General features: G+C 74.9%; 21 protein-coding genes. 15 read left to right on the top strand and 6 right to left on the bottom strand.

Annotated elements, in window-relative coordinates; genetic code table 11:
• Positions 1-17: 17 nt before the first annotated feature.
• From NLX85_RS11540 to NLX85_RS11570, 7 genes are all read left to right on the top strand, one after another.
• Complete coding sequence (locus tag NLX85_RS11540) at positions 18-1,412, top strand: efflux RND transporter periplasmic adaptor subunit (protein ID WP_254334398.1); 1,395 nt, start codon at positions 18-20, stop codon at positions 1,410-1,412.
• Positions 1,409-2,281 carry an ABC transporter ATP-binding protein gene (locus tag NLX85_RS11545; RefSeq protein ID WP_254334399.1) on the top strand — a complete coding sequence of 291 codons (873 nt, stop codon included), beginning with the start codon at positions 1,409-1,411 and terminating at the stop codon, positions 2,279-2,281. Before NLX85_RS11540 ends, NLX85_RS11545 begins: the two co-directional genes overlap by 4 nt.
• A complete protein-coding gene (locus tag NLX85_RS11550; protein ID WP_254334401.1) occupies positions 2,278-3,462 on the top strand; it encodes an ABC transporter permease in 1,185 nt (394 codons plus the stop codon). Before NLX85_RS11545 ends, NLX85_RS11550 begins: the two co-directional genes overlap by 4 nt.
• A 201-nt stretch (positions 3,463-3,663) precedes the next feature.
• Entirely contained in the window at positions 3,664-3,873 is a 210-nt protein-coding gene (locus NLX85_RS11555) for a helix-turn-helix domain-containing protein (RefSeq protein ID WP_046564428.1), read from the top strand.
• Between the two features lie 220 nt (positions 3,874-4,093).
• The gene (locus tag NLX85_RS11560; protein ID WP_007465623.1) at positions 4,094-4,195 is read left to right on the top strand and encodes a 30S ribosomal protein bS22; all 102 of its coding nucleotides are present in this window, start codon (positions 4,094-4,096) and stop codon (positions 4,193-4,195) included.
• A 120-nt stretch (positions 4,196-4,315) separates the two neighbouring features.
• A complete protein-coding gene (locus tag NLX85_RS11565) occupies positions 4,316-5,389 on the top strand; it encodes an NAD-dependent epimerase/dehydratase family protein (RefSeq protein ID WP_254334403.1) in 1,074 nt (357 codons plus the stop codon).
• A 122-nt stretch (positions 5,390-5,511) separates the two neighbouring features.
• Positions 5,512-6,594 (top strand): 1-acyl-sn-glycerol-3-phosphate acyltransferase, encoded by a 1,083-nt coding sequence (locus NLX85_RS11570; protein ID WP_374628090.1) that lies wholly within the window; start codon positions 5,512-5,514, stop codon positions 6,592-6,594.
• Positions 6,595-6,609: 15 nt separating this feature from the next.
• Here NLX85_RS11570 and NLX85_RS11575 read toward each other — a convergent pair whose 3' ends face one another.
• The 3 genes from NLX85_RS11575 to NLX85_RS11585 all read right to left on the bottom strand — a co-directional run bounded on the left by NLX85_RS11575 (position 6,610) and on the right by NLX85_RS11585 (position 9,723).
• Positions 6,610-7,488, bottom strand: a complete 879-nt coding sequence (locus NLX85_RS11575) for an HAD family phosphatase (protein ID WP_254334404.1) — start codon at positions 7,486-7,488, stop codon at positions 6,610-6,612.
• A 114-nt stretch (positions 7,489-7,602) separates the two neighbouring features.
• Positions 7,603-8,451, bottom strand: a complete 849-nt coding sequence (locus NLX85_RS11580; RefSeq protein WP_254334411.1) for a DUF5667 domain-containing protein — start codon at positions 8,449-8,451, stop codon at positions 7,603-7,605.
• Between the two features lie 291 nt (positions 8,452-8,742).
• Positions 8,743-9,723: an ECF subfamily RNA polymerase sigma factor, BldN family gene (locus NLX85_RS11585; protein WP_254334413.1), complete on the bottom strand. Its 981-nt coding sequence runs from the start codon at positions 9,721-9,723 to the stop codon at positions 8,743-8,745.
• 620 nt (positions 9,724-10,343) lie between these two features.
• Here NLX85_RS11585 and NLX85_RS11590 point away from each other — a divergent pair.
• From NLX85_RS11590 to NLX85_RS11600, 3 genes are read left to right on the top strand one after another with little or no spacing between them, the layout of a single operon-like run.
• Positions 10,344-11,975 (top strand): AMP-binding protein, encoded by a 1,632-nt coding sequence (locus NLX85_RS11590; protein WP_254334415.1) that lies wholly within the window; start codon positions 10,344-10,346, stop codon positions 11,973-11,975.
• On the top strand, positions 11,965-12,219 hold the full coding sequence (locus tag NLX85_RS11595) for a glutaredoxin family protein (RefSeq protein ID WP_254334417.1): 255 nt from the start codon (positions 11,965-11,967) through the stop codon (positions 12,217-12,219). Before NLX85_RS11590 ends, NLX85_RS11595 begins: the two co-directional genes overlap by 11 nt.
• A 21-nt stretch (positions 12,220-12,240) precedes the next feature.
• Positions 12,241-12,888 carry an HAD family hydrolase gene (locus tag NLX85_RS11600; RefSeq protein WP_254334419.1) on the top strand — a complete coding sequence of 216 codons (648 nt, stop codon included), beginning with the start codon at positions 12,241-12,243 and terminating at the stop codon, positions 12,886-12,888.
• A gap of 14 nt (positions 12,889-12,902) precedes the next feature.
• On the opposite strand, the gene NLX85_RS11605 is transcribed toward NLX85_RS11600, so the two are convergent.
• Together NLX85_RS11605 and NLX85_RS11610 are read right to left on the bottom strand one after the other, a co-directional pair.
• The gene (locus NLX85_RS11605) at positions 12,903-13,565 is read right to left on the bottom strand and encodes a response regulator transcription factor (protein ID WP_148430902.1); all 663 of its coding nucleotides are present in this window, start codon (positions 13,563-13,565) and stop codon (positions 12,903-12,905) included.
• Between the two features lie 74 nt (positions 13,566-13,639).
• Positions 13,640-14,944: a sensor histidine kinase gene (locus NLX85_RS11610; protein ID WP_254334421.1), complete on the bottom strand. Its 1,305-nt coding sequence runs from the start codon at positions 14,942-14,944 to the stop codon at positions 13,640-13,642.
• A 400-nt stretch (positions 14,945-15,344) separates the two neighbouring features.
• On the opposite strand from NLX85_RS11610, the gene NLX85_RS11615 reads away from it, so the two are divergent.
• From NLX85_RS11615 to hemB, 5 genes are read left to right on the top strand one after another with little or no spacing between them, the layout of a single operon-like run.
• Positions 15,345-16,082, top strand: a complete 738-nt coding sequence (locus tag NLX85_RS11615) for a redox-sensing transcriptional repressor Rex (RefSeq protein ID WP_254334422.1) — start codon at positions 15,345-15,347, stop codon at positions 16,080-16,082.
• The gene (locus NLX85_RS11620; protein ID WP_254334424.1) at positions 16,079-17,440 is read left to right on the top strand and encodes a glutamyl-tRNA reductase; all 1,362 of its coding nucleotides are present in this window, start codon (positions 16,079-16,081) and stop codon (positions 17,438-17,440) included. The genes NLX85_RS11615 and NLX85_RS11620 overlap by 4 nt, the downstream gene beginning before the upstream one ends.
• Positions 17,437-18,432 (top strand): hydroxymethylbilane synthase, encoded by a 996-nt coding sequence (gene hemC / locus NLX85_RS11625; protein ID WP_254334426.1) that lies wholly within the window; start codon positions 17,437-17,439, stop codon positions 18,430-18,432. The genes NLX85_RS11620 and hemC overlap by 4 nt, the downstream gene beginning before the upstream one ends.
• Positions 18,429-20,009, top strand: coding sequence for a uroporphyrinogen-III synthase (locus NLX85_RS11630; protein WP_254334428.1), 1,581 nt, complete (start codon positions 18,429-18,431; stop codon positions 20,007-20,009). Before hemC ends, NLX85_RS11630 begins: the two co-directional genes overlap by 4 nt.
• Positions 20,010-20,022: 13 nt before the next feature.
• Positions 20,023-21,006, top strand: a complete 984-nt coding sequence (gene hemB / locus NLX85_RS11635; protein ID WP_254334429.1) for a porphobilinogen synthase — start codon at positions 20,023-20,025, stop codon at positions 21,004-21,006.
• Here hemB and NLX85_RS11640 read toward each other — a convergent pair.
• Positions 21,000-22,160, bottom strand: a complete 1,161-nt coding sequence (locus tag NLX85_RS11640) for a hypothetical protein (RefSeq protein WP_254334431.1) — start codon at positions 22,158-22,160, stop codon at positions 21,000-21,002. The genes hemB and NLX85_RS11640 overlap by 7 nt on opposite strands.
• Position 22,161: the final 1 nt, after the last annotated feature.

Genomic DNA, 22,161 nt, shown 5'->3' on the forward strand with positions numbered 1-22,161 from the left:
GGTCGACGGGTCGTAGCATGGGCCGGGTGGCCCGCACCCCCTCGCCGCGGCTGCCCGCGGCCCGCCGCCCCCGCCTCGTCACCGCCCTCCTCGCCGCCGTCGCGCTGACCGGCACCACCGCCGCCTCGTGCGGCGACGACAAGCCCGCCGTCACCGTGGCCCAGGTGGGCCGCTCCGCGGTGACCGAGGTGATCGACGCGCCGGCCACGGTGACCGCCCGGGCGGCCGCGACCCTCACGGCGCCCGCCGACGGCACCCTGGCGAGCCTGCGTGTCCAGCCCGGACAGCGGGTCGCCCGGGGGCAGGTGCTCGCTGTGATCGACTCGCCGTCCGCGCGGGACCGGCTGACGCAGGCCCGCGAGGCGCTCCGGGCCGCGAAGCGGGCGGGTCGGGGCGTCGGCACCGGCGACCTGGGCGGCCGCCGGCGGGACACCGACCGGGCCGCCACCGAGGCGTTCGCCGCCGCGCGCAAGGCCGCCGGGAAGATCGGCGACCCGCAGCTGCGGGCCGCGCTGCTGCTCCAGGTCGAGTCGGCGCAGCAGCAGTACGCGTCGGCCGCCCGCGCCGCCGACCGGGCGGTCAGCGCCGTGCAGCGCGGGGTGGCCGGGCTGAACAGCGCCGTCGGCGCGCTGTCCACCGCGCAGCGCCTCCAGGCCCAGCAGGCGTACGACCTGGCGAAGGCGACCGTCGACGCGCTGACCCTGCGCGCCCCGATCCCCGGGGTGGTGCAGCCGGGCGGGACCCGGGCGGCCGCCCCGACCGACCTCACCGGGCTGCTCGGTGCGGCCGGCGGCGCCGTGTCGGGTGTCGACCCGTCGGCCCTCGGCGCGGCCGGGCAGAGCGGCCCGCCGGCGGGGGTGGACGACGCGGTGCCGGCCGGTGGCCGGGTGACGGCGGGCACGCCGGTGCTGACCGTGGTGGACACCGGTCAGCTCGGCCTGCTCGCCGAGGTGGACGAGACCGACGTGCTGCTGGTCCGGGCCGGGCTGGCCGCCACGGTCGAGCTGGACGCGGTGACCGGCGCCACGTACGACGCCACGGTCCGCTCGGTGGACATGTTGCCGACCAGCTCGGCGCGGGGCGGGGTCACCTACCGGGTGCGGCTCGGCCTCGGCGCGGGGCGGCTCGGCGAGGGGGAGGCCGCCCCGGCGCCCCGTCCCGGCATGAACGCCGTGGTCCACCTTCGGGTCCGTGAGGCGGCCGACGCGGTGGCCGTACCCGCCTCGGCCGTCTTCAACGCCGACGGGCGGGACGCCGTCTGGCTGCTGCGCGACGGGAAGGCCGACCGGGTGCCGGTGACCGTGGGCGTGCAGGGGCAGGACCTGGTGCAGATCGTCAGCGGCGTGCGCGCCGGCGACCGGATCGTCGTACGCGGCGCCGACCAGGTCCACGACGGCCAGGAGCTGCCGTGAGCGTCGCCGCGATCGAGGCGGTCGACGTGTCCCGCACGTACGAGCTGGACGGGGTGTCGGTGCCCGCGCTGCGCGGGGTGTCGCTCACCATCGCGCAGGGCGAGTACGTGGCGGTGATCGGGCCCTCCGGCTCGGGCAAGTCCACGCTCATGCACCTGCTCGGCGGGCTGGACCGGCCGACCGGGGGCCGGCTGGTGATCGGTGGGCGGGACGTGGCCACCCTGACCGCGCCGGAGCTGGCGACCCTGCGCAACGAGACCATCGGCTTCGTCTTCCAGGCGTTCCACCTGCTGCCCCGGACGTCCGCCGTGGACAACGTGGCCCTGCCCCTGGTCTACCGGGGCGTGGGGGCGCGACAGCGGCGGGAACGCGCGGCGGCGATGCTCGGCCGGGTCGGGCTCGGCCACCGGCTGACCCACCGCCCCAACCAGCTCTCCGGCGGCGAGCAGCAGCGGGTGGCGATCGCCCGGGCCCTGGTCACCGACCCGGCGGTGCTGCTCGCCGACGAGCCCACCGGCAACCTGGACAGCGCCACCGGCGAGGCGGTGCTGGAGCTGCTGGAACAGCTGAACGCCGAGTCCGGGGTGGCGCTGGTCATGGTGACCCACGACCCCGAGGTGGCGGCCCGGGCCCGCCGGCGGATCGCCGTCCGGGACGGGCTGATCCGGTCCGACACCGTTCATGATCGACCGCTGTCGGGCGGCGTCGGTCGACCTGAGACACTGGACGCCGCTCCCAGCGCGGAGCCCCGGTCCGCGTCCGGAAGCGGCCCGGGGCACCCGTCCGGTGGCTCCGGTGGCGCCACCGGAGCCACCGGACGCCTTCCGCGCACCGGCGGGACCGGCGCGCAGGCCGGGGGTGCCGGATGAGGGTGGCCGAGGCCTGGCGGGTGGCGCTGGACGCCCTGCGGGCCAACCGGATGCGCAGCGCGCTGACCATGCTCGGGGTGATCATCGGGGTCGCCTCGGTGGTGCTCCTGGTCGCCATCGGCACCGGCACCAAGCAGAAGGTCGAACAGCAGGTGGAGGGGCTCGGCTCCAACCTGCTCCTGGTGGTGCCCGGCAAGCTCGACGTCGGCACCGCCCCGGTGGTGTCGCCGCTGGACCTCAAGGACGTCGACGCCGTCTCCCGGGTGGTCGGCGACCCCGGCCGGGTGGCCGTCACCATCGCCTCCGGCGCGACGGCGCGGGCCGGCGCGCGGTCCGACTTCACCACCGTGCAGGGGGTGCTGGAGACCACCCCGACGGTCTTCACCCGCTCGCTGGCCCGCGGCCGCTACCTGACCGGGGCCGACGTGGACACCAGCCGCCGGGTGGCGGTGCTCGGCGCGTCCGTGGCCCGGGCGCTCTTTCCCGACCGGGACCCGCTCGGCCAGCAGGTCACCCTGGCCGGGGTCCGGTTCCGGGTGATCGGCGTCTTCACCCCGCTCGGGCAGAGCCTCGGCGTCGACCGGGACGACGAGGTGCACATCCCGGTGACCGCGGCGCAGCGGCTCTGGGGGACCCAGCGGATCGACGGCATCGCGGTCAAGGCGCCCGACCGGGAACGGATCGACCAGCTCGGCGAGCGGATCGTCGCCGAGCTGTCCCGCCGGCACCCGGACACCGAGTTCAGCGCGGTCACCCAGCAGCAGATCCTCGGCGTGCTCGGCGACATCCTCGGCGTGCTCACCGGGGTGCTGGCCGCTATCGCCGGCATCTCGCTGCTGGTCGGCGGCGTCGGCGTCTCCAACATCATGCTGGTCTCGGTACGAGAGCGGACCCGCGAGATCGGCCTGCGCAAGGCGGTCGGCGCGCGGCCTCGGGACATCGGCGTGCAGTTCCTGCTGGAGGCGGTGCTGCTCACCTCGATCGGCGGGCTGACCGGGATGGCGCTCGGGGTGGGCACCGCGCTGCTGGTCGACGCGGTCTCCCCGATCCCGGCGGCGATCACCTGGTGGTCCCTGGCGCTCGCCTTCGGTGTCTCGGCGGCCGTCGGCATCGTCTTCGGGGTGGTGCCCGCCCAGCGCGCCGGCCGGCTCGACCCCGTGGTGGCGTTGCGCGCCGAGTGAACCGGGACGAGCCACCCGTCCGGGCGAAAAACACCAGCTCAACGCGGGGAGGACGAGGCGTCTTCCATGATCAAAGGAAGGAAGGGATCGCGCCGGTCACAGCCGCCCCGCTACCGTACTGGTAACACGCGCGTCGCTCGTCGTGGCGGGAAGCAACCTGCTCGGCGGCACGCGCCGGGCATGGGAATGGGTCGGTGAGCCATGGCCGGGTCGCAGTCCGACGCTCGACTGTCGGATGTCAGGTTCCTGACCGTCGCCGAGGTGGCGACGGTCATGCGGGTGTCCAAGATGACGGTCTACCGTCTCGTGCACAGCGGTGAGTTGACCGCGGTACGGGTCGGCCGGTCGTTCCGGGTGCCCGAGCACGCCGTGCACGAATACCTCCGGGGCGCGTTCCAGGAAACCGCCTGACACGTCGCGCGGCCAGGCGGGCGAGTGCGACGTAACGGGCATCGACGGGGGCGCGTTGGTCCTGCTGACGCACTCCGGCTACCCTGGACCCCGACCGTGACCGCACCTGGTGTGCCCTGCCCACCACGCTGGTCCGGTCCGTTGTCCGCAAGCGGTCACCGACGCCACGTCCCGTGGTGTCTCCCGGTCCGCCCCGCACGTTGCATCGAAAGGCTGTCGTATGGGCTCGGTGGTCAAGAAGCGCCGCAAGCGCATGGCTAAGAAGAAGCACCGCAAGCTGCTGCGCAAGACCCGCGTCCAGCGTCGTCGTCTCGGCAAGTGACCGGGGCCGGGCTGCGGCCCGGCACCCGGCGCCACTTGCCACCTGCCGACCCTCGGAGGCTCAGGTGATCAGGCCGTGGACGTCCCGGCTCGATCACGCCTGCCAGCCGAGGCGCACGACATGACCCCCGGCGGCACCACAGGTGCTCCGGGGGTCGTCGTCGTGACCGGGGTCGGCCGCTACCTCGGCGCGCACGTCGCCGCCCGGCTCGCCGCCGACCCCCGCATCGAGCGGGTCATCGGGGTCGACCCGGCCACCCCCAACCCCGAGCTCGACGACCTGCTCTCCGGGGTCGAGCGGGTCCGCCTCGACCTCGACTCGCTCGGCGGCCTCCTGGTCGACCTCGACGTCGACGCCGTGGTGCACCTGGCGCTGGTCACCTCCCCCGACCCGCAGCAGGGCGGCCGATCGGCGATGAAGGAACAGAACGTCATCGGCACCATGCAGCTCCTCGCCGCCTGCCAGCGGGCGCCCCGGCTGCGCAAGCTCGTGGTCCGCTCGTCGACCGCCGCGTACGGGGTGTCGTTCCGCGACCCGGCCGTCTTCACCGAGGAGACCGAGCCGCGCGAGGTGCCGCGCGGCGGTTTCGGCCGCGACATCCTCGACATCGAGGGGTACGTCCGCGGATTCCGCCGCCGCCGGCCCGACGTCACGGCGACCGTGTTGCGTTTCGCGCCGTTCATCGGCTCGACCGCCGACACCACGCTCACCCGGTACTTCGCCCAGCCGGTGGTGCCCACCGTCTTCGGCCGCGACCCGCGGTTGCAGTTCGTCCACTTCGACGACGCCCTGGAGGTGCTGCACCGGTCGGTCGCCGAGGAGCACGCCGGCACCTACAACGTCGCCGGGCCGGGGGTGCTCTCGCTGTCGCAGGCCATCCGCCGCGCCGGCCGGGTGGCCGTGCCCGTGCTGGAGCCGGGCCTGTCCGGGGCGGCCGCCATCGCCCGCAGCATGGGCTTCGGCCGCTACGGGTTGGACCAGGTCGACCTCTTCGTGCACGGTCGGGTGGTGGACACCACCAGACTGGAGCGCGAGTACGGCTTCACGCCCCGCTCGACGGCGGCCGCGTTCGACGACTTCATCCGCGCCCACCACGGCGGTGTCGTGGTGACCCGGGACCAGCTCGCCACGGCCGAGCAGTTGGTGCTGGAGGGCATCCGGCAGGTCCGGGCCGCCGTGCGGGAGCGCTCGTGAGCGCGGGCGAGGAGCGGGGCGAGGCGCGGTACGACGTACCGCTGACCGTGCCCGTGCCGGACGCGGAGCCGGCGCGGCGCAACGGGCACCGGCGGGCCACGGCGGCCGCCGCCGAGCCGGCGATGAAGGCGGCGCCCCCGGCGACTGACGAGCCGGACACGTCCGCCGACGAGCCGGCCCCGGCCCCGCGGACGGGCGCGCCGGGCGACGCCGCCCCGAAGAGAACCGTGGCCAGAAAGACCGTGGCGAAGAAGGCCGTCGCCAAGAAGGCCGTCGCGAAGAAGGCGGTGACGGAGAAGCCGGCGGACGGGCCGGTCGCGGGCGACGCGACCCCGCCCGGGCCGGCGGTGGCGGACCGGCCGGGGGACCACTGGGACCGGAAGGTGGCCAAGGGGCTGGCCTTCCTGCGGCGGCGGCTGGCCGGCGACTACGAGGTGGACGAGTTCGGCTTCGACCCGGACCTGACCGACGCCGTCTTCCACCCGCTGGTCCGGCTGCTCTACCGGGACTGGTTCCGCACCGAGGTCAGCGGCGTCGAGCACGTGCCCGCCGAGGGGGCCGGCCTGGTGGTCGGGAACCACTCCGGCACCGTGGCGCTGGACGCGCTGGTGCTGTCGACCGCGCTGCACGACCGGCACCCGGCGCGCCGCTACCTGCGACTGCTCGGCGCCGACCTGGTCTTCCGGATGCCGGTGGTCTCCGAGATCGCCCGCAAGACCGGCGGCACGGTGGCCTGCAACCCCGACGCGGAGCGGCTGCTCGGCAACGGCGAGCTGGTCGGCGTCTTCCCGGAGGGCTTCAAGGGGGTCGGCAAGCTCTACGCCGACCGCTACAAGCTCCAGCGCTTCGGGCGGGGCGGCTTCGTCTCGGCGGCGCTGCGGACGGGCACGCCGATCGTGCCGGTGGCGATCGTCGGCGGCGAGGAGATCTACCCGATGCTCGCCGACATCAAGCCGCTGGCGAGGCTGCTCAAGCTGCCCTACTTCCCGGTCACGCCGACCTTCCCCTGGCTGGGGCCGCTGGGCATGGTGCCGCTGCCGAGCAAGTGGCTGATCGAGTTCTGCCCGCCGATCCCGACCGCGCACCTGCGCGACTCGGCCGACGATCCGCTGGTCGTGTTCAACCTCGCCGACCAGGTGCGGGAGACCATCCAGCAGACCCTGCACCGGCTGCTCGAACGCCGCCCGGACCCGTTCGGCCCCTGAGCCGCGGGCCGCGCGTCAGTCGACGCGCTGCCGGCGGCGGTGCAGGGCCAGCCCCGCCGTGACGGCACCGGCGACCAGCCCGGCGGCGGCCGTGGACGGCACGGCGATCTTCACGGCCCGCCGGCCGGTGCGGAAGTCGCGGACGTCCCAGCCCCGCTCGCGGGCCTGCCGGAGCAACGCCGGATCCGGGTTGATCGCCACCGGGCGCCCCACGGTGGAGAGCATCGGCAGGTCGTTGGCCGAGTCGCTGTACGCCGCGCAGCGGCTCAGCTCCAGCCCCTCCACCGCCGCGAGCTGGGTGATCGCCTCGGCCTTGGCCGGGCCGTGCATGAGGTCGCCGACCAGCCGGCCGGTGTACGCCCCGTCGACCACCTCGGCCACCGTGCCGATCGCCCCGGTCAGGCCGAGCCGGGTGGCGATCACCCGGCCGATCTCCACGGGGGCCGCGCTGACCAGCCACACCCGCTCGCCCGCGTCGAGGTGGCGCTGGGCCAGCTTGCGGGTGCCGGCCCAGATGCGCGGGGCCATCAGCTCGTCGAAGATCTCCTCGGTGAGGCGTTCGACGTCGTCGACCCGCCAGCCCTGGACGAAGGCGAGCGCCGCCTCCTTGGCCTGCGACATGTCGCCGGCGTGCTCGGTGGCGAGCAGCCGGAACTTCGCCTGCTGCCAGGCGAACCGGGCGAGGTCACCGGTGGTGAAGTACTTCCGGGCGGCCAACCCGCGGGCGAACCAGTAGATCGAGGCGCCCTGCATCATCGTGTTGTCCACGTCGAAGAACGCGGCGGCCGTCGGGTCGGGGGTGGGGGTGGCCGGGGGTGCCTCCGGGGTCTCCGACCAGCCGGCGGTGTGCCCGTGGACGTCGGTGCTGACCGTCACCTTGCGGCTCCGGGTCACGGCGACCTCCCCTCGACGACCGCGTACGCCCTCCGTACCGAGCCTATCCGGCGCCGTGTGACGGGCGGATGTCCGGCGGGAGAAGTGTGGCGTGAACGGCTGTCCCGGGCGGGTTCAGCGGTCGCCGGGGCAGGTCGTCGGGGCGGGCCCGAGCGCGTCGCTGGCCGCCGGGGCCGGCAGCCCGCAGGCGATCGCCTCGCGGAGCGCGCCGGCGCGTCGGCCGGCCGCGTCGAGCAGGGCGAGCGAGCGGCGGGTGCGGTCCCGGTCGGCGTGGTCGGACCGGTCGAGCAGCCCGCTGACCGCCCGGCGCTGGCCGCCGAGGAACGTGTCGACGGCGTCCAGCGCCGCCGGGTCGGAGCGCTGCGCGGCCACCGTGGTCAGGAGGCGTACGCCCTGCCGGGTGTCGGCGTCCATGTCGTCCAGCACGGCGCTGAAGCCGAGCCGGTCGTCGCGGACCGTGGCGGCCTCGTCGAGCCGGGTGCGGGCGAAGTCGAGGAAGAGCTGACCCCGGCTGATGTCGGAGCTGGCCAGGGCGAGCTGGGCGCGCTCGGTCGAGCGCTTCATGCCGTAGAGGGCGTCGCCGGGCACCGCGTTCTCGCTGGCGGCGGAGATGCCGGAGAGGGCGATCGCGCCGGCGGCCACGCCGACCAGGATCGCGCCCCGGGCCCGGGCCCGTCGCCCGGTCATCGCCGGCAGCAGGGAGCCACGGACGCCGGTCTTCGCCGGTGCGGTGACGCCCTCGCGCTCGGCGGTGGCCACGAGCATCGCCCGCAGCCCGGTGCGGAATTCGGTGTCCACCTCGACGTCCGGCCGGTCGGCGGTGAGCCGCCGGCTCACCGCGACGAGCGCGGCGAGTTCGTCGTCGGCCCGGGAACGGACGTGGTGCCGCCGGCCGCCGTTGGCCTCGTCGAGGAGTTGCGCGAAGCGCTCGGCACGCCGACGGGAGAAGAGGTCGCTGTCCACCGCAGGCACCCCCTCTCGCTGGTCACGGCCGCTCTGGCCGTCGTCGTCACCAGCGACCGGTGGCAGCGTGTGGCCGACGGTCGACCGGGACGGCCGACCTGACCCGCCGGACCGGGTGGCCCGGGGGACGCCGGGACAACCACTGGTCGCACCCGGAGAAACGGTTCGCGCCGCTAGCCGGTTACGGCCCGGTCGGTGGCGAAATCACCAAGAGTGATCGCCGTCACGAGGTTCGGAGGGCGCGCCGGTCCGCGCCCGGGGTGCTCGCCGGGCGGGTGCGGACGGGTCGGGTCAGGGCTGGAAGCCGTCCGGCAGCAACCGGGCCAGGGCCCGGACCGCCCGGTACTGCAACGCCTTGATGGCGCCCTCGTTCTTGCCCATGGCGCGGGCCGTCTCGGCCACCGAGAAGCCCTGGAGGAAGCGGAGCACGATGCACTCCTGCTGCTCCGGGTTGAGCTGCTTGACGGCGGTGAGCAGGGCGACGTTGGTGATGTGCTCGACCACCGCGGCCTCCGGGCTGCCCTCGGGCCCCCGGTCCTCCCGGTCGGCGTCGAGCACGTCGCCGGTGGTCACCTCCAGCCGGTAGCGGCCGGACTTGAAGTGGTCGGCGACCAGGTTGCGGGCGATGGTGACGAGCCAGGCCCCCAGGTCGCGCCCCTGCCAGGTGAAGCTGCCGATCCGCTTGAGCGCCCGGAGGAACGTGTCGGAGGTGAGGTCCTCGGCGAGCTGGCGGTTGCCGACCCGGAAGTAGACGAACCGGAAGACGGTGTCGACGTACCGGTCGTAGATCAGGCCGAACGCCTCGGCCTCGCCGGCCTGCGCCCGCTCGACCAGCGCCCAGACCTCGATAGCCGGGTCGGACGGGTCGGGGCGGCTCGGAAAGCCGGTGGCCGGGGCGGCGGCGGCCGGGACGGCCGGCAGCACCGCCGTGTCGCCGGTGGTCACCGCGGGCAGGACGGCGGTCTCGGCGGCCGAGGGCTCGCTGTTCGCCGCGGCCTCACCGCGCCGGCCCTGGGCCGGCATGGTGGGCCGGGACGGCGCGCCGAGCCGGCCGGCGGCGGGCTTCGCGTTGCCGCCGGGCGTCGCCGGGCGCGGCGGCGCCTCGTTGTGGTGCGTCCGGTTGCGGACCCGCCGCCCCTCGCCGCGCACCGCGAGACCGCGCGTCCCGTCGGACGCGGCCCGTGGAGCGGGCTCCAGGCGCTCGTTGACGGGTGTTCGCTGGGTCGGGCCGGTCACTCCGGCCGGCCGGTCCGCATAACCGAAGGTGGTCACCGCGCCTCCCCGATGCAGGCGGGGCACGGCCGCACCGGCCGCCGCGACGTCGCGGCGGGACCGGGTACGCCCCGACCGGGCGCGGCCGTTCCGGGACGTGCCGACGGGCGGCACGTCTCCTTGAGGTGCTGGTCCAATGCGCTCACAGGCACGGGGGCCTCCTCGGGCTGAGGGGTGTCGACTCACGGCAAATGGGGTGAGCCGACCCGAGTGATGATAGGGCCAACGTCACCCACGCGTGGCAAGTCCGTTACACAGAGCGGAAGTATTTCCGGTCCCGTCGCACAAATGGCGGACGCGTTGTCCGTCGTGTGCGGTTGACTTTCGCGTCGCCACCTGGTCCGGAGTGGAAAGTCCTGGTCGGAGCCAATTTTGTTGCGGCCTCGGCGTGTCGCGGCGGCGGCCCGGCCGGTGCGGTTCCGGCTGCCCGGACAATCCCGTCGGCCGACCGGTGGAGGGCCCCTTCCCACGTTCGGGAATTCCTTTTGGCGGGGTGGCCAGTCCCGTCGAGGGGACCGCGGCCCGGCGTGTCCGGTGGGGCCGGACTCGTTGCCCGCCACGCGGCCTCCCCGGCGCTCGGGCGTGGCCGGGCGGACGCGGCTGTGCCAGACTCAGCCACCGTGCAGGACGCAGCCCACAGCTCCGCGCCGAACCTCGCCGACCGGCTCCGCCGCGCGGCCGCCGTCGACGGTGACCGTCCCGCGCTGCACTGGCGCGACCGGACGCTGACCTGGTCCGCTCTGGACGCCTCGGTGACCGCGACCGCCCGCGCCCTGGCCGCGGCGGCGCCACCGTCCGCTCCGGACGGCCATCCGCCCCGGGTGGCGATCGCCTTCGGCAACACCCCGGACTTCGTGGTCACCTACCTGGCCGTGCTCCGCGCCGGCCTGGTGGCGGTGCCGGTCAACCCGGGCTTCACGCCCCGGGAGCTGCGGCACGTGCTCGCCGACTCCGGGGCCGCCGTGCTGGTCGGCGCGGCCGAGGTGGTCGACCGCGTGCCCACCGGCGACCTGCCCGCGCTCACCGCCGTGCACACCACCCCGCCGGTCACCGGCGGTGACGGGGCGGCCGGCTACCCGGCCAGGGACGGGGACGACCTCGCCGTCCTGCTCTACACCTCCGGCACCGAGGGCCGGCCCAAGGGGGCGATGCTGTCGCACCGGGCCCTGGCCGCCAACCACGACCAGGTCGACCGGATCGACCCGCCGGTGGTCGGCCCCGACGACACCGTGCTGCTCGCGCTGCCGCTCTTCCACGCGTACGGGTTGAACTCCGGGCTGGGGGCCGTGGTGCACCACGGCGCGACCGGGGTGCTCGTCGACGAGCCGGGCCCGACCGGGGTGCTCGACGAGATCGCCCGGCACCGGGTCAGCGTGCTGGTGGGCGTACCGTCGATGTTCCTGGCCTGGGCCGACGCGGCGGGCGACCACCCCGGGGCGCTGGACTCGGTGCGGGTCGCGGTGTGCGGCGCGGCGCCGCTGCCGCCGGCCGCCGGGGCGCGCTTCACCGAGGTGACCGGGCACCCGGTGCACGTCGGGTACGGGCTCACCGAGACCGCGCCGGTGCTCACCTCCACCCTGGTCGGGGGCGAGCCGAAGCCGGGCTCCATCGGCCGCCCGCTGCCCGGCGTCGAGCTGCGCCTGGTCGGGTCCGACGGCGCGGAGCTGTGGCGCGACGGGGTGCCCACGGCCGAGGAGGACGCCGACGAGCTGCACCTCTCCGACGACCCGGCGGGCACCGACCCGGGACAGATCGTGGTGCGCGGCGACAACCTCTTCGACGGCTACTGGCCGGACGGGCGCGGCGGGCCGGCCCCGGACGGCTGGTGGCCCACCGGCGACGTGGCGTACGCCGACTCCGACGGGGACCTCTTCCTGGTCGACCGGCTCGGCGAGCTGATCCTGGTCAACGGGTTCAACGTCTATCCGCACGAGGTGGAGCTGGTGCTCCAGGCGCACCCCGGGGTGGCCGAGTCGGCCGTCCTGGGCATGCCGCACCCGCGGACCGGCGAGACTGTCCGGGCGTACGTGGTGCGGGCGGACGGCTCGACGGTGACGACGGAGGAGCTGCTCGGCCACTGCGCGCGTAACCTGGCCCGGTTCAAGTGCCCGACCGCCGTCGAGTTCGTCGACCGCCTGCCCCACTCGGCGATCGGCAAGGTACGCAAGACCGAGCTCCGCCCGGCGGCGCCCCCGGTGCCCGCGCCCGCGCCGCCGACCGAGATCCGCACGGAGGTATCCGATGTCCAGTGACGCCCGGCTCACCCTGATCACCCGGCCCGGCTGCCACCTCTGCGAGGACGCGAAGGCGGCGCTCGACCGGGTGGTGGCGGTGACCGGCGACCGCTGGATCGAGAAGGACGTGACGGGCGACCTGGAGCTGGAACGCGAGTACGGCGACCGGCTGCCGGTGGTGCTGCTCGACGGCAAGGAGCACGGCTACTGGCGGGTCGAGGAGGAGCGGCTGCTGCGGGACCTCACCACCCCGCAGCTCTGAGCCGCCCCTTACAGTGCAGCGATGACCGCTGCGCGCCGCCACCTGGTGTGGGACTGGAACGGAACCCTCCTCGACGACCTCGACCTGGTGGTGCGGGCCACCAACGTCGCCTTCGCCAGCGCCGGCGGTCCGGTGGTCACCGCCGACGAGCACCGGGTGCGGTTCCGCCGCCCGATCGCCGACTACTACGCCGAGATGCTCGGCCGGGCGATCGACGACGAGTCGTTCGGCCGGCTCGACCGGGTCTTCCACGAGGCGTACCGGGCCGGGTTGACGAGCTGCGCGCTGGCCGCCGACGCCACCGCCGCGATCGCCGCCTGGCCGGGCAGCCAGTCGCTGCTGTCCATGTGGTTCCACGACGAGCTGGTGCCCACGGTGCACACGTACGGGCTGACCCCGCACTTCGCCCGGGTGGACGGGCTGCGCGCCGCGGTCGGCGGCGGCCCGAAGGCGGAGTGGCTGGAGAAGCACCTCGCCGAGCTGGGCCTCGACGGCCGTGAGGTGGTGCTGATCGGCGACTGCCTGGACGACGGCGACGCCGCCGCCTCGGTGGGGGCCGCCTGCGTCCTCTACACCGGTGGCCTCTCCGACCCCGCGCGCCTGCGCACCTCCACGCACCCGGTGGCCGACACCCTCACCCGGGCGGTCGCCCTCGCGCAGACCTTCTGATCCCGCCGGGCGCCTCAGGCGCGGAGGTGGGTGAGGACGGCCAGGACCCGCCGGTGGTGGTTGGTGGCGTCGGGGGGCAGGTCGAGCTTCGTGAAGATGTTCCGGACGTGCTTCTCGACAGCGCCGTCGCTGACCACCAGGGCGCGGGCGATGGCGGTGTTGGAGCGGCCCTCCGCCATCAGGGCGAGCACCTCGCGTTCGCGGGGGGTCAGCTCCGCCAGCGGGTCGTTGCGGCGGCGCCGGACCAGAAGCTGGCTGATCACCTCCGGGTCCAGCACCGTGCCGCCGCCGGCGACCCGGGCCAGCGCGTCCAAGAACTCGTCGATCGCGGCCACCCGGTCCTTGAGCAGGTAGCCGATCCCGCCCCCGCCGGCCCCACCGCCCGTGGTGGCGAGCAGGTCGTCGGCGTACGACACCTCGACGTACTGGGAGAGCACCAGGACCGGCGTACGAGGCACCCGCCGGCGCGCCTCCACGGCCGCCCGCAGCCCCTCGTCGGTGTGCGACGGCGGCATCCGCACGTCCACCACCGAGACGTCCGGCCGGTGCGCCACCACCGCCTCGACCAGGGCGTCCCCGTCACCGACGGCGGCCACCACCTCGTGTCCCGACTCGGTCAGCAGCCGGACCAGCCCCTCCCGGAGCAGTACGGCGTCGTCCGCGATCACCACCCGCATGGGTCCGGTGTCTATCACGTCCTGGATCCACAGCGCGGCCGTGTTCCGGTCCGGCGTGCCGCCCGGCGGCGGTGTCACCGGGGGAGTTCCGCGTGGATCCGGGTCGGCCCGCCGGTCGGGCTGGCCACCTCCAGGGTCCCGCCGGCAGCCCGGATCCGGTCGGCGATGCCGCTCAGCCCGTGACCCTTGGCCAGGTGGGCGCCGCCGACACCGTCGTCGGCCACGGTGATCTCCAGCCGGCCGACCTTGCGGGTCACCTCGACCCGGCAGGCGGCGGCCCGGCTGTGCTTGGCGACGTTGGTCAGGGCCTCGGCCACCACGAAGTACGCGGTGCTCTCCAGCCCGGGGTCGAGCCGCCCGCCGGCGGTGCCCAGCTCGTCGTCGACCACCAGTTCGGTGGGGACCAGGGCGCGGGCGGCGAGCGCGGCCAGGGCGCTGGGCAGGCCCCGGTCGACCAGGATCGGCGGGGCGATGCCCCGGGACAGGGCGCGCAGCTCGTCGAGGGTGTCCCGGGTCTGGCTGACCGCCTCGTCCAGGGTCCGGCGGGCCGCCTCCGGGTCGGCGGCGAGCTGCTGGCGGGCCCGGCTCAGGTCCATGGCGAGGCGGACCAGGCGCTGCTGCGGGCCGTCGTGGATGTCCCGCTCCAGCCGGCGCAGGGCGGACGCCTCCGCGGACGCCGCGGCCCGCTTCTGCTCCTCCAGCGTGGTGATCCGCTGCCGCATCTCGGCCACGCCGGTGAGCAGCGAGTAGGCCAGGGCGGCCTGGATCCGGGCGCAGGCCCGGGCCACCAGGGGCAGGGTGAACAGGGCGAACAGCCCGATCGCGGTGTTCAGTGCGACCCGCGCCCCGGCGCCGTCGCCCATCCCGAGGAGCTGGCTGAGGTCCTGGTCGCCGGGGCCGCGCGGGATGGCCCAGTCGTATGCGCCGTAGAGCGTGCCGGTGACTGCCAGCGCCCACCAGACCACCACCACCACGAAGGTGGGCAGGGTCACCAGCAGCCGGATGAAGGCGTGCAGCAGGTCGAGCCAGGACTGCGGGTCGCGCATCGGGGTGAGGACCCGCCGCCAGAAGCCCGCGCCCCGCTCGGGCGCCAGGTACACCGGGCGGACCCGGGGCTGGCGCAGCACGGCGGGCAGCCGCAGCCGTTCCAGGTCGGCGAGCCCCCGGGCCGTGTACAGGGTGCCGGTGAGGACCGGCAGGCCGAGCGTGGTGACCAGCAGCCCGGCGGTGAGCGAGATGCCGGCCACGGCCAGCACGAAGCCGACCAGCGCCAGCGGGAGGCTGAAGAGCACGTAGCCGGAGTCGCGCAGGAGCTGGCGGACGAGGCCCCGGACGGGTGTGGTGGGGGTGGGCGCGGCGCCCAGCGGTACGGCGGTCATGCTCCGAGGCTATGGGCCGGGGCGGGCCCGACCCATCCCGTGCACGGGCCTCTCCGGGGTGGGGTTCTCCCTACCTCCGCGCCTCCCGGACGTGAGACGCGCCTCTCCCCGACGGTGACACAGCGCTACCGGGCGCGCGCGATTGGTCAGAGAAGTCGGGATTGAGCAATAATCGCCACGCGGCGCCGAGGGAGCTCCGTCTATCGATCTTGTCGGAATGGAGGGGCAGGTGGAGGCGCGTCGCGAGCTATCAAGATCGCGATTTGTGCACCTCTTCACAAGCGCCTACTCTGTAGTTCCGACGCGCCCTGCTAGCACAGCCGGCAACATCGGTCGCCAGCGGGAGTCCCGGAACGGCCGGTCACCGTCGCTGGTCGAGGATCGCACCGCACGGAGTCTCATGAGTCAGCACCGTCACCCTGGCGCGCCCGGCCGAGCCGGTGCCGTGCCGGCGCTCCCGGAACTGCCCGAGGCGACCGTCGCGCGGCTCCCGGAATACCTCCGCGCCCTGCACGCGATCGCCGAGACCGGCCACGAGACGGTCTCCAGCGAGGGGCTGGCCAACGCCGCCGGGGTCAACTCGGCGAAGCTCCGCAAGGACCTCTCCCACCTCGGCTCGTACGGCACCCGGGGCGTCGGCTACGACGTGACCCTGCTGATCGAGCAGATCGAGTCGGTGCTCGGGCTCACCCAGTGCCGCTCCGTCGCGCTGGTCGGCGTGGGTAATCTCGGTCACGCCCTGGCCGGCTACGACGGCTTCGCCAGCCGCGGCTTCCGCATCGCCGCCCTTTTCGATGCCGATCGCGCCCGGGTCGGCGAGGAGATCAACGGGCTGGTCGTCCAGCACGTCGACGACCTGGCCCGGGTCGCCGTCGAGGAGTCGATCTCGATCGGCGTGATCGCCACCCCCGCGCCGGCCGCCCAGGCGGTCGCCGATCAGCTCGTGGCGGTCGGCGTGACGAGCATCCTCAACTTCGCTCCCTGCGTACTCTCGGTTCCGGAGGGGGTCGACGTGCGCAAGGTCGACCTCGCGATCGAGCTGCAGATCCTGTCCTTCCACGAGCACCGCAAGGCGTCGCTGACCGCGCTCCCCGGCGGGCTCGCGGCCACCGACACCCAGGAGGCGATCGGCACGTGAAACTGCTCGTCGTCGGCGCGTCCTACCGCACCGCCCCGGTCGCCACGCTGGAGCAGCTGGCGGTCCCGCCCGCGGACCTCACCCGCACCCTGGACCGCCTGGTCGCCCAGCCGTACGTCGCCGAGGCCGTGCTCGTCTCCACCTGCAACCGCGTCGAGGTGTACGCGGCCGTCTCCGGCTTCCACGGCGGCCTCGGGGACATCTGCGCGGTCCTGGCCGAGCAGGCCGGCGCCCCGCCGGCGGCGCTCGCCACCCACCTCTACGTGCACTACGACGCCGCCGCCGTGGACCACGTCTTCCGGGTCGCCGCCGGGCTGGACTCGATGGTGGTCGGCGAGGCGCAGATCCTCGGCCAGCTCCGCGACGCGTACCACTCGGCCAGCGGCGCCGACTCCGCCGGGCGGCTGCTGCACGAGCTGATGCAGCAGGCGCTGCGGGTGGGCAAGCGCGCGCACGCCGAGACCAACATCGACCGGGCCGGTCAGAGCGTCGTCACCGCCGCCCTCGACCTGGCCGCCGGCCTGCTCGACGGCGACCTGACCGGCCGGCCCGCCATGATCGTCGGCGCCGGGGCGATGGGCTCGCTGAGCGTGGCCACCCTCTCCCGCCTGGGCGCCGGCCCGCTCACCGTCACCAACCGGGGCGCCGCCCGGGCCGTCCGGCTGGCCGAGTCGTACGGCGCGGCCGCCGTGCCGATGGCCGAGCTGGTCGACGCGCTCACCACGGTGGACATCGTGGTGGCCGCCACCGCGGCGACCGAACCGGTCCTGACCCGCGACGTGGTGACCCGGGCGCTGGCCCGCCGCGACCCCGCCCGGGGTCCGCTGGTCCTGCTCGACCTGGCCGTCCCGCGCGACGTCGAGGAGGGCGTCGCCGCGCTGCCCGGCGTCGAGGTGATCGACATCGACCGGATGGCGGCGATCCTCGCCGACGGCCCGGCCGCCGCCGACGCCGCCGAGGTGACCCGGATCGTTGCCGGCGAGGTCGAGGCCTTCCTGAGCTGGCTGCGCGGCGCCGACGTGGCCCCCACCGTGGCGGCCCTGCGCGGGCGCGCCGACGACGTGGTCACCGCCGAACTGCGCCGGCTCGCCCAGCGCCGCCCCGAGTTCACCGACGACCAGCGCGCCGAGGTCGCCCGCACGGTCCACCGGGTGGTGCAGCGGCTGCTGCACCAGCCGACCGTCCGGGTCCGCCAGCTCGCCGCCGAGCCCGGTGGCGACCAGTACGCCGCCCTGCTGCGCGAGCTGTTCGACCTCCAGGTGCCGCAGACCTCCCCGGTCGACACCGTCCCCGACGTGATGGAGGCCGAGATCGCCATGCCGGCCGACACCACCCCGCCCACCGGAGGTGCGCGATGACCGCCCCCCTGCGCCTCGGCACCCGGGGCAGCGCCCTGGCGATGGCCCAGTCCGGCCACGTCGCCGAGGCCCTCACCGCGGCCACCGGCCGCCCGGTCGAGCTGGTCGAGGTGGTCACCGCCGGCGACCGCTCCACGGCCCCGGTGCACCGCCTCGGCGTCGGCGTCTTCGTCTCCGCGCTGCGGGACGCGCTGACCGCCCGGGAGATCGACTTCGCCGTCCACTCGTACAAGGACCTGCCCACCGCGGCGGCGCCCGGCCTGCACATCGCCGCCGTGCCGCAGCGGCAGGACCCGCGGGACGCGCTGGTCGCCCGTGACGGCCGCACCCTCGCCGAGCTGCCGCCCGGCGCCCGGGTGGGCACCGGCGCGCTGCGCCGCATCGCCCAGCTGCACGCCCTCGGCATGCAGCTGGAGGTCACCCCGATCCGCGGCAACGTCGACACCCGCCTCGGCCGGGTGCTCGGCCTCGACGCGGACCTCGACGCCGTCGTGCTGGCCCGGGCGGGACTCGCCCGCCTCGGCCGGACCGACGTCATCACCGAGACGCTCGATCCGATGCTGATGCTGCCGGCACCCGCCCAGGGCGCGCTGGCCGTGGAGTGCCGGATCGACGACCAGGACCTGGTCGAGCTGCTCGGCGTGCTCGACCACGCACCGTCCCGCGCCGCGGTCGTCGCGGAGCGGGCACTGCTGGCCACCCTGGAGGCCGGGTGCAGCGCACCCGTCGCCGCCTATGCCGTTATCGCCGAGGGTGAGCCGACCAGCTCGCTCGCCGGTGGCGAGGGTGGCGATGAGATCTACCTGCGCGGGGCGGTGATCAGCCCGGACGGCACCCGTGACATCCGGCTGTCCCGCACCGGAACGCCCGCCGACGCGGCGGAGATCGGCAAGGCACTCGCCGCCGAACTCCTCGAACTCGGCGCCGACTCGATCCTCGGCCAAGAAGGACACGCCGGCCCGGGGACCCAGCAATTTGGGAGCACAGAATGACCCGCACCCGTAAGCCCGTAGGCCGGATCGCGTTCGTCGGGGCCGGTCCCGGCGACCCGGGCCTGCTGACCCGCCGGGCGCTGGACGCCCTGGTGGACGCCGACCAGGTGGTGTACGACCGGGGAGTCCCCGAGTCGCTGCTCGACCACGTCCGCGCCCAGGCCAGGTCCGACGCCGAGTTCAGCCCCGCCGAGGGTGTGCCGGGGGACGTGGCGAAGGTGCTGATCTCCGCGGCCCGGTCCGGCCAGAACGCCGTGCACCTGGTCGCTGGTGACCCGTTCGGCCACGACTCGGTGGTCAAGGAGGTGCAGGCGGTGGCGCGTACCGCCGCGCACTTCGAGGTGGTGCCGGGCGTCGGCCAGGCCGAGGGCGTGGCCACCTACGCCGGCGTGCCGCTGCCGGGGGTGCGCACCGCCGCCGACGTCGAGGACGTCACCACGCTGGACTTCGACGCGCTGGCCGCCGCCGTCGCCCGCGGCTCGCTGGCCATCGCGGTGGACGCCGGTGACCTGGCCGCCATCCGGGACGGCCTGCTGGCCGCCGGGGTGGAGGGCACCACCGCCGTCGGGGTGACCGGCGACGGCACCGGCGAGACGCAGTACACCACCACGTCGACCGTGGACTCCTTCGTCGCGGCGGCGCTCGGCTTCACCGGCCGGGTGGTGCTCACCGTCGGCGCGGGCGTCTCCGACCGCGACAAGCTGAGCTGGTGGGAGAACCGGCCGCTGTACGGCTGGAAGGTGCTCGTACCCCGCACCAAGGAGCAGGCCGGCGCCATGAGCGCGCGGCTGCGCGCGTACGGGGCGATCCCGTGCGAGGTGCCGACCATCGCGGTCGAGCCGCCGCGCACGCCGGCCCAGATGGAGCGGGCGGTCAAGGGCCTGGTCGACGGCCGGTACGCCTGGGTGATCTTCACCTCGGTCAACGCGGTCCGGGCGGTCTGGGAGAAGTTCGCCGAGCACGGCCTGGACGCCCGCCACTTCGGCGGCGTCAAGATCGCCTGCATCGGCGAGGCCACCGCCGAGGCGGTCCGCGCCTTCGGCATCCAGCCGGAGCTGATCCCCTCCGGGGAGCAGTCCTCCGAGGGCCTGCTGGCCGAGTTCTCGCCGCACGACGAGATCCTCGACCCGGTCGGCCGGGTGCTGCTGCCGCGCGCCGACATCGCCACCGAGACCCTGGCCGCCGGGCTCACCGAGCGGGGCTGGGAGGTCGACGACGTGACCGCGTACCGGACCGTCCGGGCCGCGCCGCCGCCGGCCGAGATCCGCGACGCGATCAAGTCGGGCGGGTTCGACGCGGTGCTCTTCACCTCGTCCTCCACCGTCCGGAACCTGGTCGGCATCGCGGGGAAGCCGCACGCGCGTACCGTTGTTGCCGTTATCGGGCCCAAGACGGCGGAGACCGCCACGGAGTTCGGCCTGCGGGTCGACGTGCAGCCGCCGCACGCCTCGGTGCCCGACCTGGTGGAGGCGCTCGCCGCCTACGCCGTCGAGCTGCGCGAGAAGCTCGCCGCCATGCCGGCCAAGCAGCGCCGGGGCTCGAAGGTGCAGGGCCCGACCGCCCTGAGGTTCCGCTGACAGGAGGCCCTCCATGTCGTACCCCGAGATCCGACCCCGCCGACTGCGGCGCACCGCGGCCGTGCGGCGGCTGGTCTCCGAGACCCGCGTCGACCCGGCCGAGCTGGTCGTGCCGATGTTCGTCAAGGAGGGGCTGACCGAGCCGCGGGCCGTGGCGTCGCTCCCGGGAGTGCTCCAGCACTCCCGGGACTCGCTGCGCAAGGCCGCCGTCGAGGCGGTCCAGGCCGGGGTCGGCGGGATCATGCTCTTCGGGGTGCCGGCGTCGCGGGACGAGACCGGGTCGGGCGGCATCGACCCGAACGGCATCCTCAACGTGGCCATCCGCGACGTGATCGCCGAGGTCGGCGACGCCACCGTGGTGATGAGCGACCTCTGCCTGGACGAGTTCACCTCGCACGGGCACTGCGGCCTGCTCACCCCGGACGGCGGCGTGGACAACGACGCCACGCTCGCCGCGTACGCCGACATGGCGGTCGCCCAGGCCGACGCCGGGGTCCACGTGGTCGGGCCGTCCGGGATGATGGACGGCCAGGTCGGCGCGGTCCGCCGGGCCCTGGACGCCGCCGGGCACCAGGACGTCTCGGTGCTCGCGTACGCCGTGAAGTACGCCTCCGGCTTCTTCGGCCCGTTCCGGGACGCCGTGGAGTCGGCGCTCGAGGGCGACCGGTGCACCTACCAGCAGGACCCGGCGAACCTGCGGGAGTCGCTGCGCGAAGTCGAGCTGGACGTGGCCGAGGGCGCCGACATGGTGATGGTCAAGCCGGCCCTGCCCTACCTCGACGTGGTGGCGGCGGTCCGGGCCGCGGTCAACGTCCCGGTCGCCGCCTACCAGGTCTCCGGCGAGTACGCCATGGTCGAGGCGGCCGCCGCGAACGGCTGGATCGACCGCGAGCGGGTGATCCTGGAGACGCTCACCTCGATCCGCCGGGCCGGCGCGCAGATCATCCTCACCTACTGGGCGGTCGAGGCCGCCCAGCTGCTCCGCCAGCGCTACTGAACGCCGACCGTCACCACCCGGGCCAGCTCCGCGACGGAGTAGACCTTCCGGGGCGGGTCCGGTAGCTGCGCCCAGACCACCCGCACGGTGGTGTCGTCGACCCAGGCGGCACCCCAGGTCCCTCCGCCCGTCATCCCGTAGGTCGGGCTGGCCGTCCCGAGCGGCTGGTCAGCCCGGAGCTGCCCGGTAACGGTCTCCAGGATCGCCAGCCGGTAGTCGAGGTCCCGACCGTTCGGGCGGCGGTAGGGGACCGCGACGAGGCTGCCGTCCGGGGAGAGCCGGACCGACGGGGCACACTCCCCGGCCACGGTCAGCCGCGACAGCCGGCTCCCGCCGGCGAGTCGACGCACGTCGAGCTGGCAGCGGGTCATGTCGGCCGGGCCGGTCACCGACACCACGCGGCCAGCCGTCACGTCGGCCGCGCGGAACGGCAGCTCGCCGTCGACCTTCGTCGGCACCCGGATCAGGGTCTTCTCCCGGCCTGTGGTCAGCTCGTGGGACACCAGGCCCACGCCGTCCCGGGCCAGGTAGGCATACCGCGCGTCGGCACCGGCCAGTCCGAGGGCCTGGCCCCTGACCCGGATCTCCCGGCTGACCTCGACGTGTCCCTCCGCGCTGAGCACCGTGAGTTTGATGGAGAGACCGGCCACGTCCGGGCCGTCCGTCCGCCGCACGCCGGGCATGAGGTCGGTGAACGTGAGCCCGACCAACCGTCCGTCGGACAGCGCCACGGTCTCCTGCCAGCCGGCGGGGACCCGGTGCCGGACCACCGAGCCGTCGCTGCGCAGCTCGTCCGCGACCCCAGGGAGCAGACCGATCTCCGCCCCGGTCCGGTGCGGTCGCACGGTGCCGCCATCACCTTTCAGCATCAGCCGCTGCGCCGGCACCGGTGTCGGCGGTGGCAGGTCGGGAGCGGCCGGTGACGTCGACGGCGCGGCAACCGTCGCGGCCGGCCGGTGCTCGTGGACCAGCAGCGGCACGGCACCCCCGGTCAGGGCGATCAGCGCCACCAGCCCGGCCGCCCCGGTCACGCCCCGCCGACGACGCCGGGCGCGGGCTCGCCGGCGGATGGCCGCCAGGTCCGCCGGGTGCGGCCCGGTGGCGCGAGCGGCGCGGTGGACCAGCTCGGCAAGGTCTTCGGGTACGGCGTCCACG

Source organism: Micromonospora sp. A3M-1-15 (assembly GCF_024213425.1).
Lineage (GTDB): Bacteria > Actinomycetota > Actinomycetes > Mycobacteriales > Micromonosporaceae > Micromonospora > Micromonospora chersina.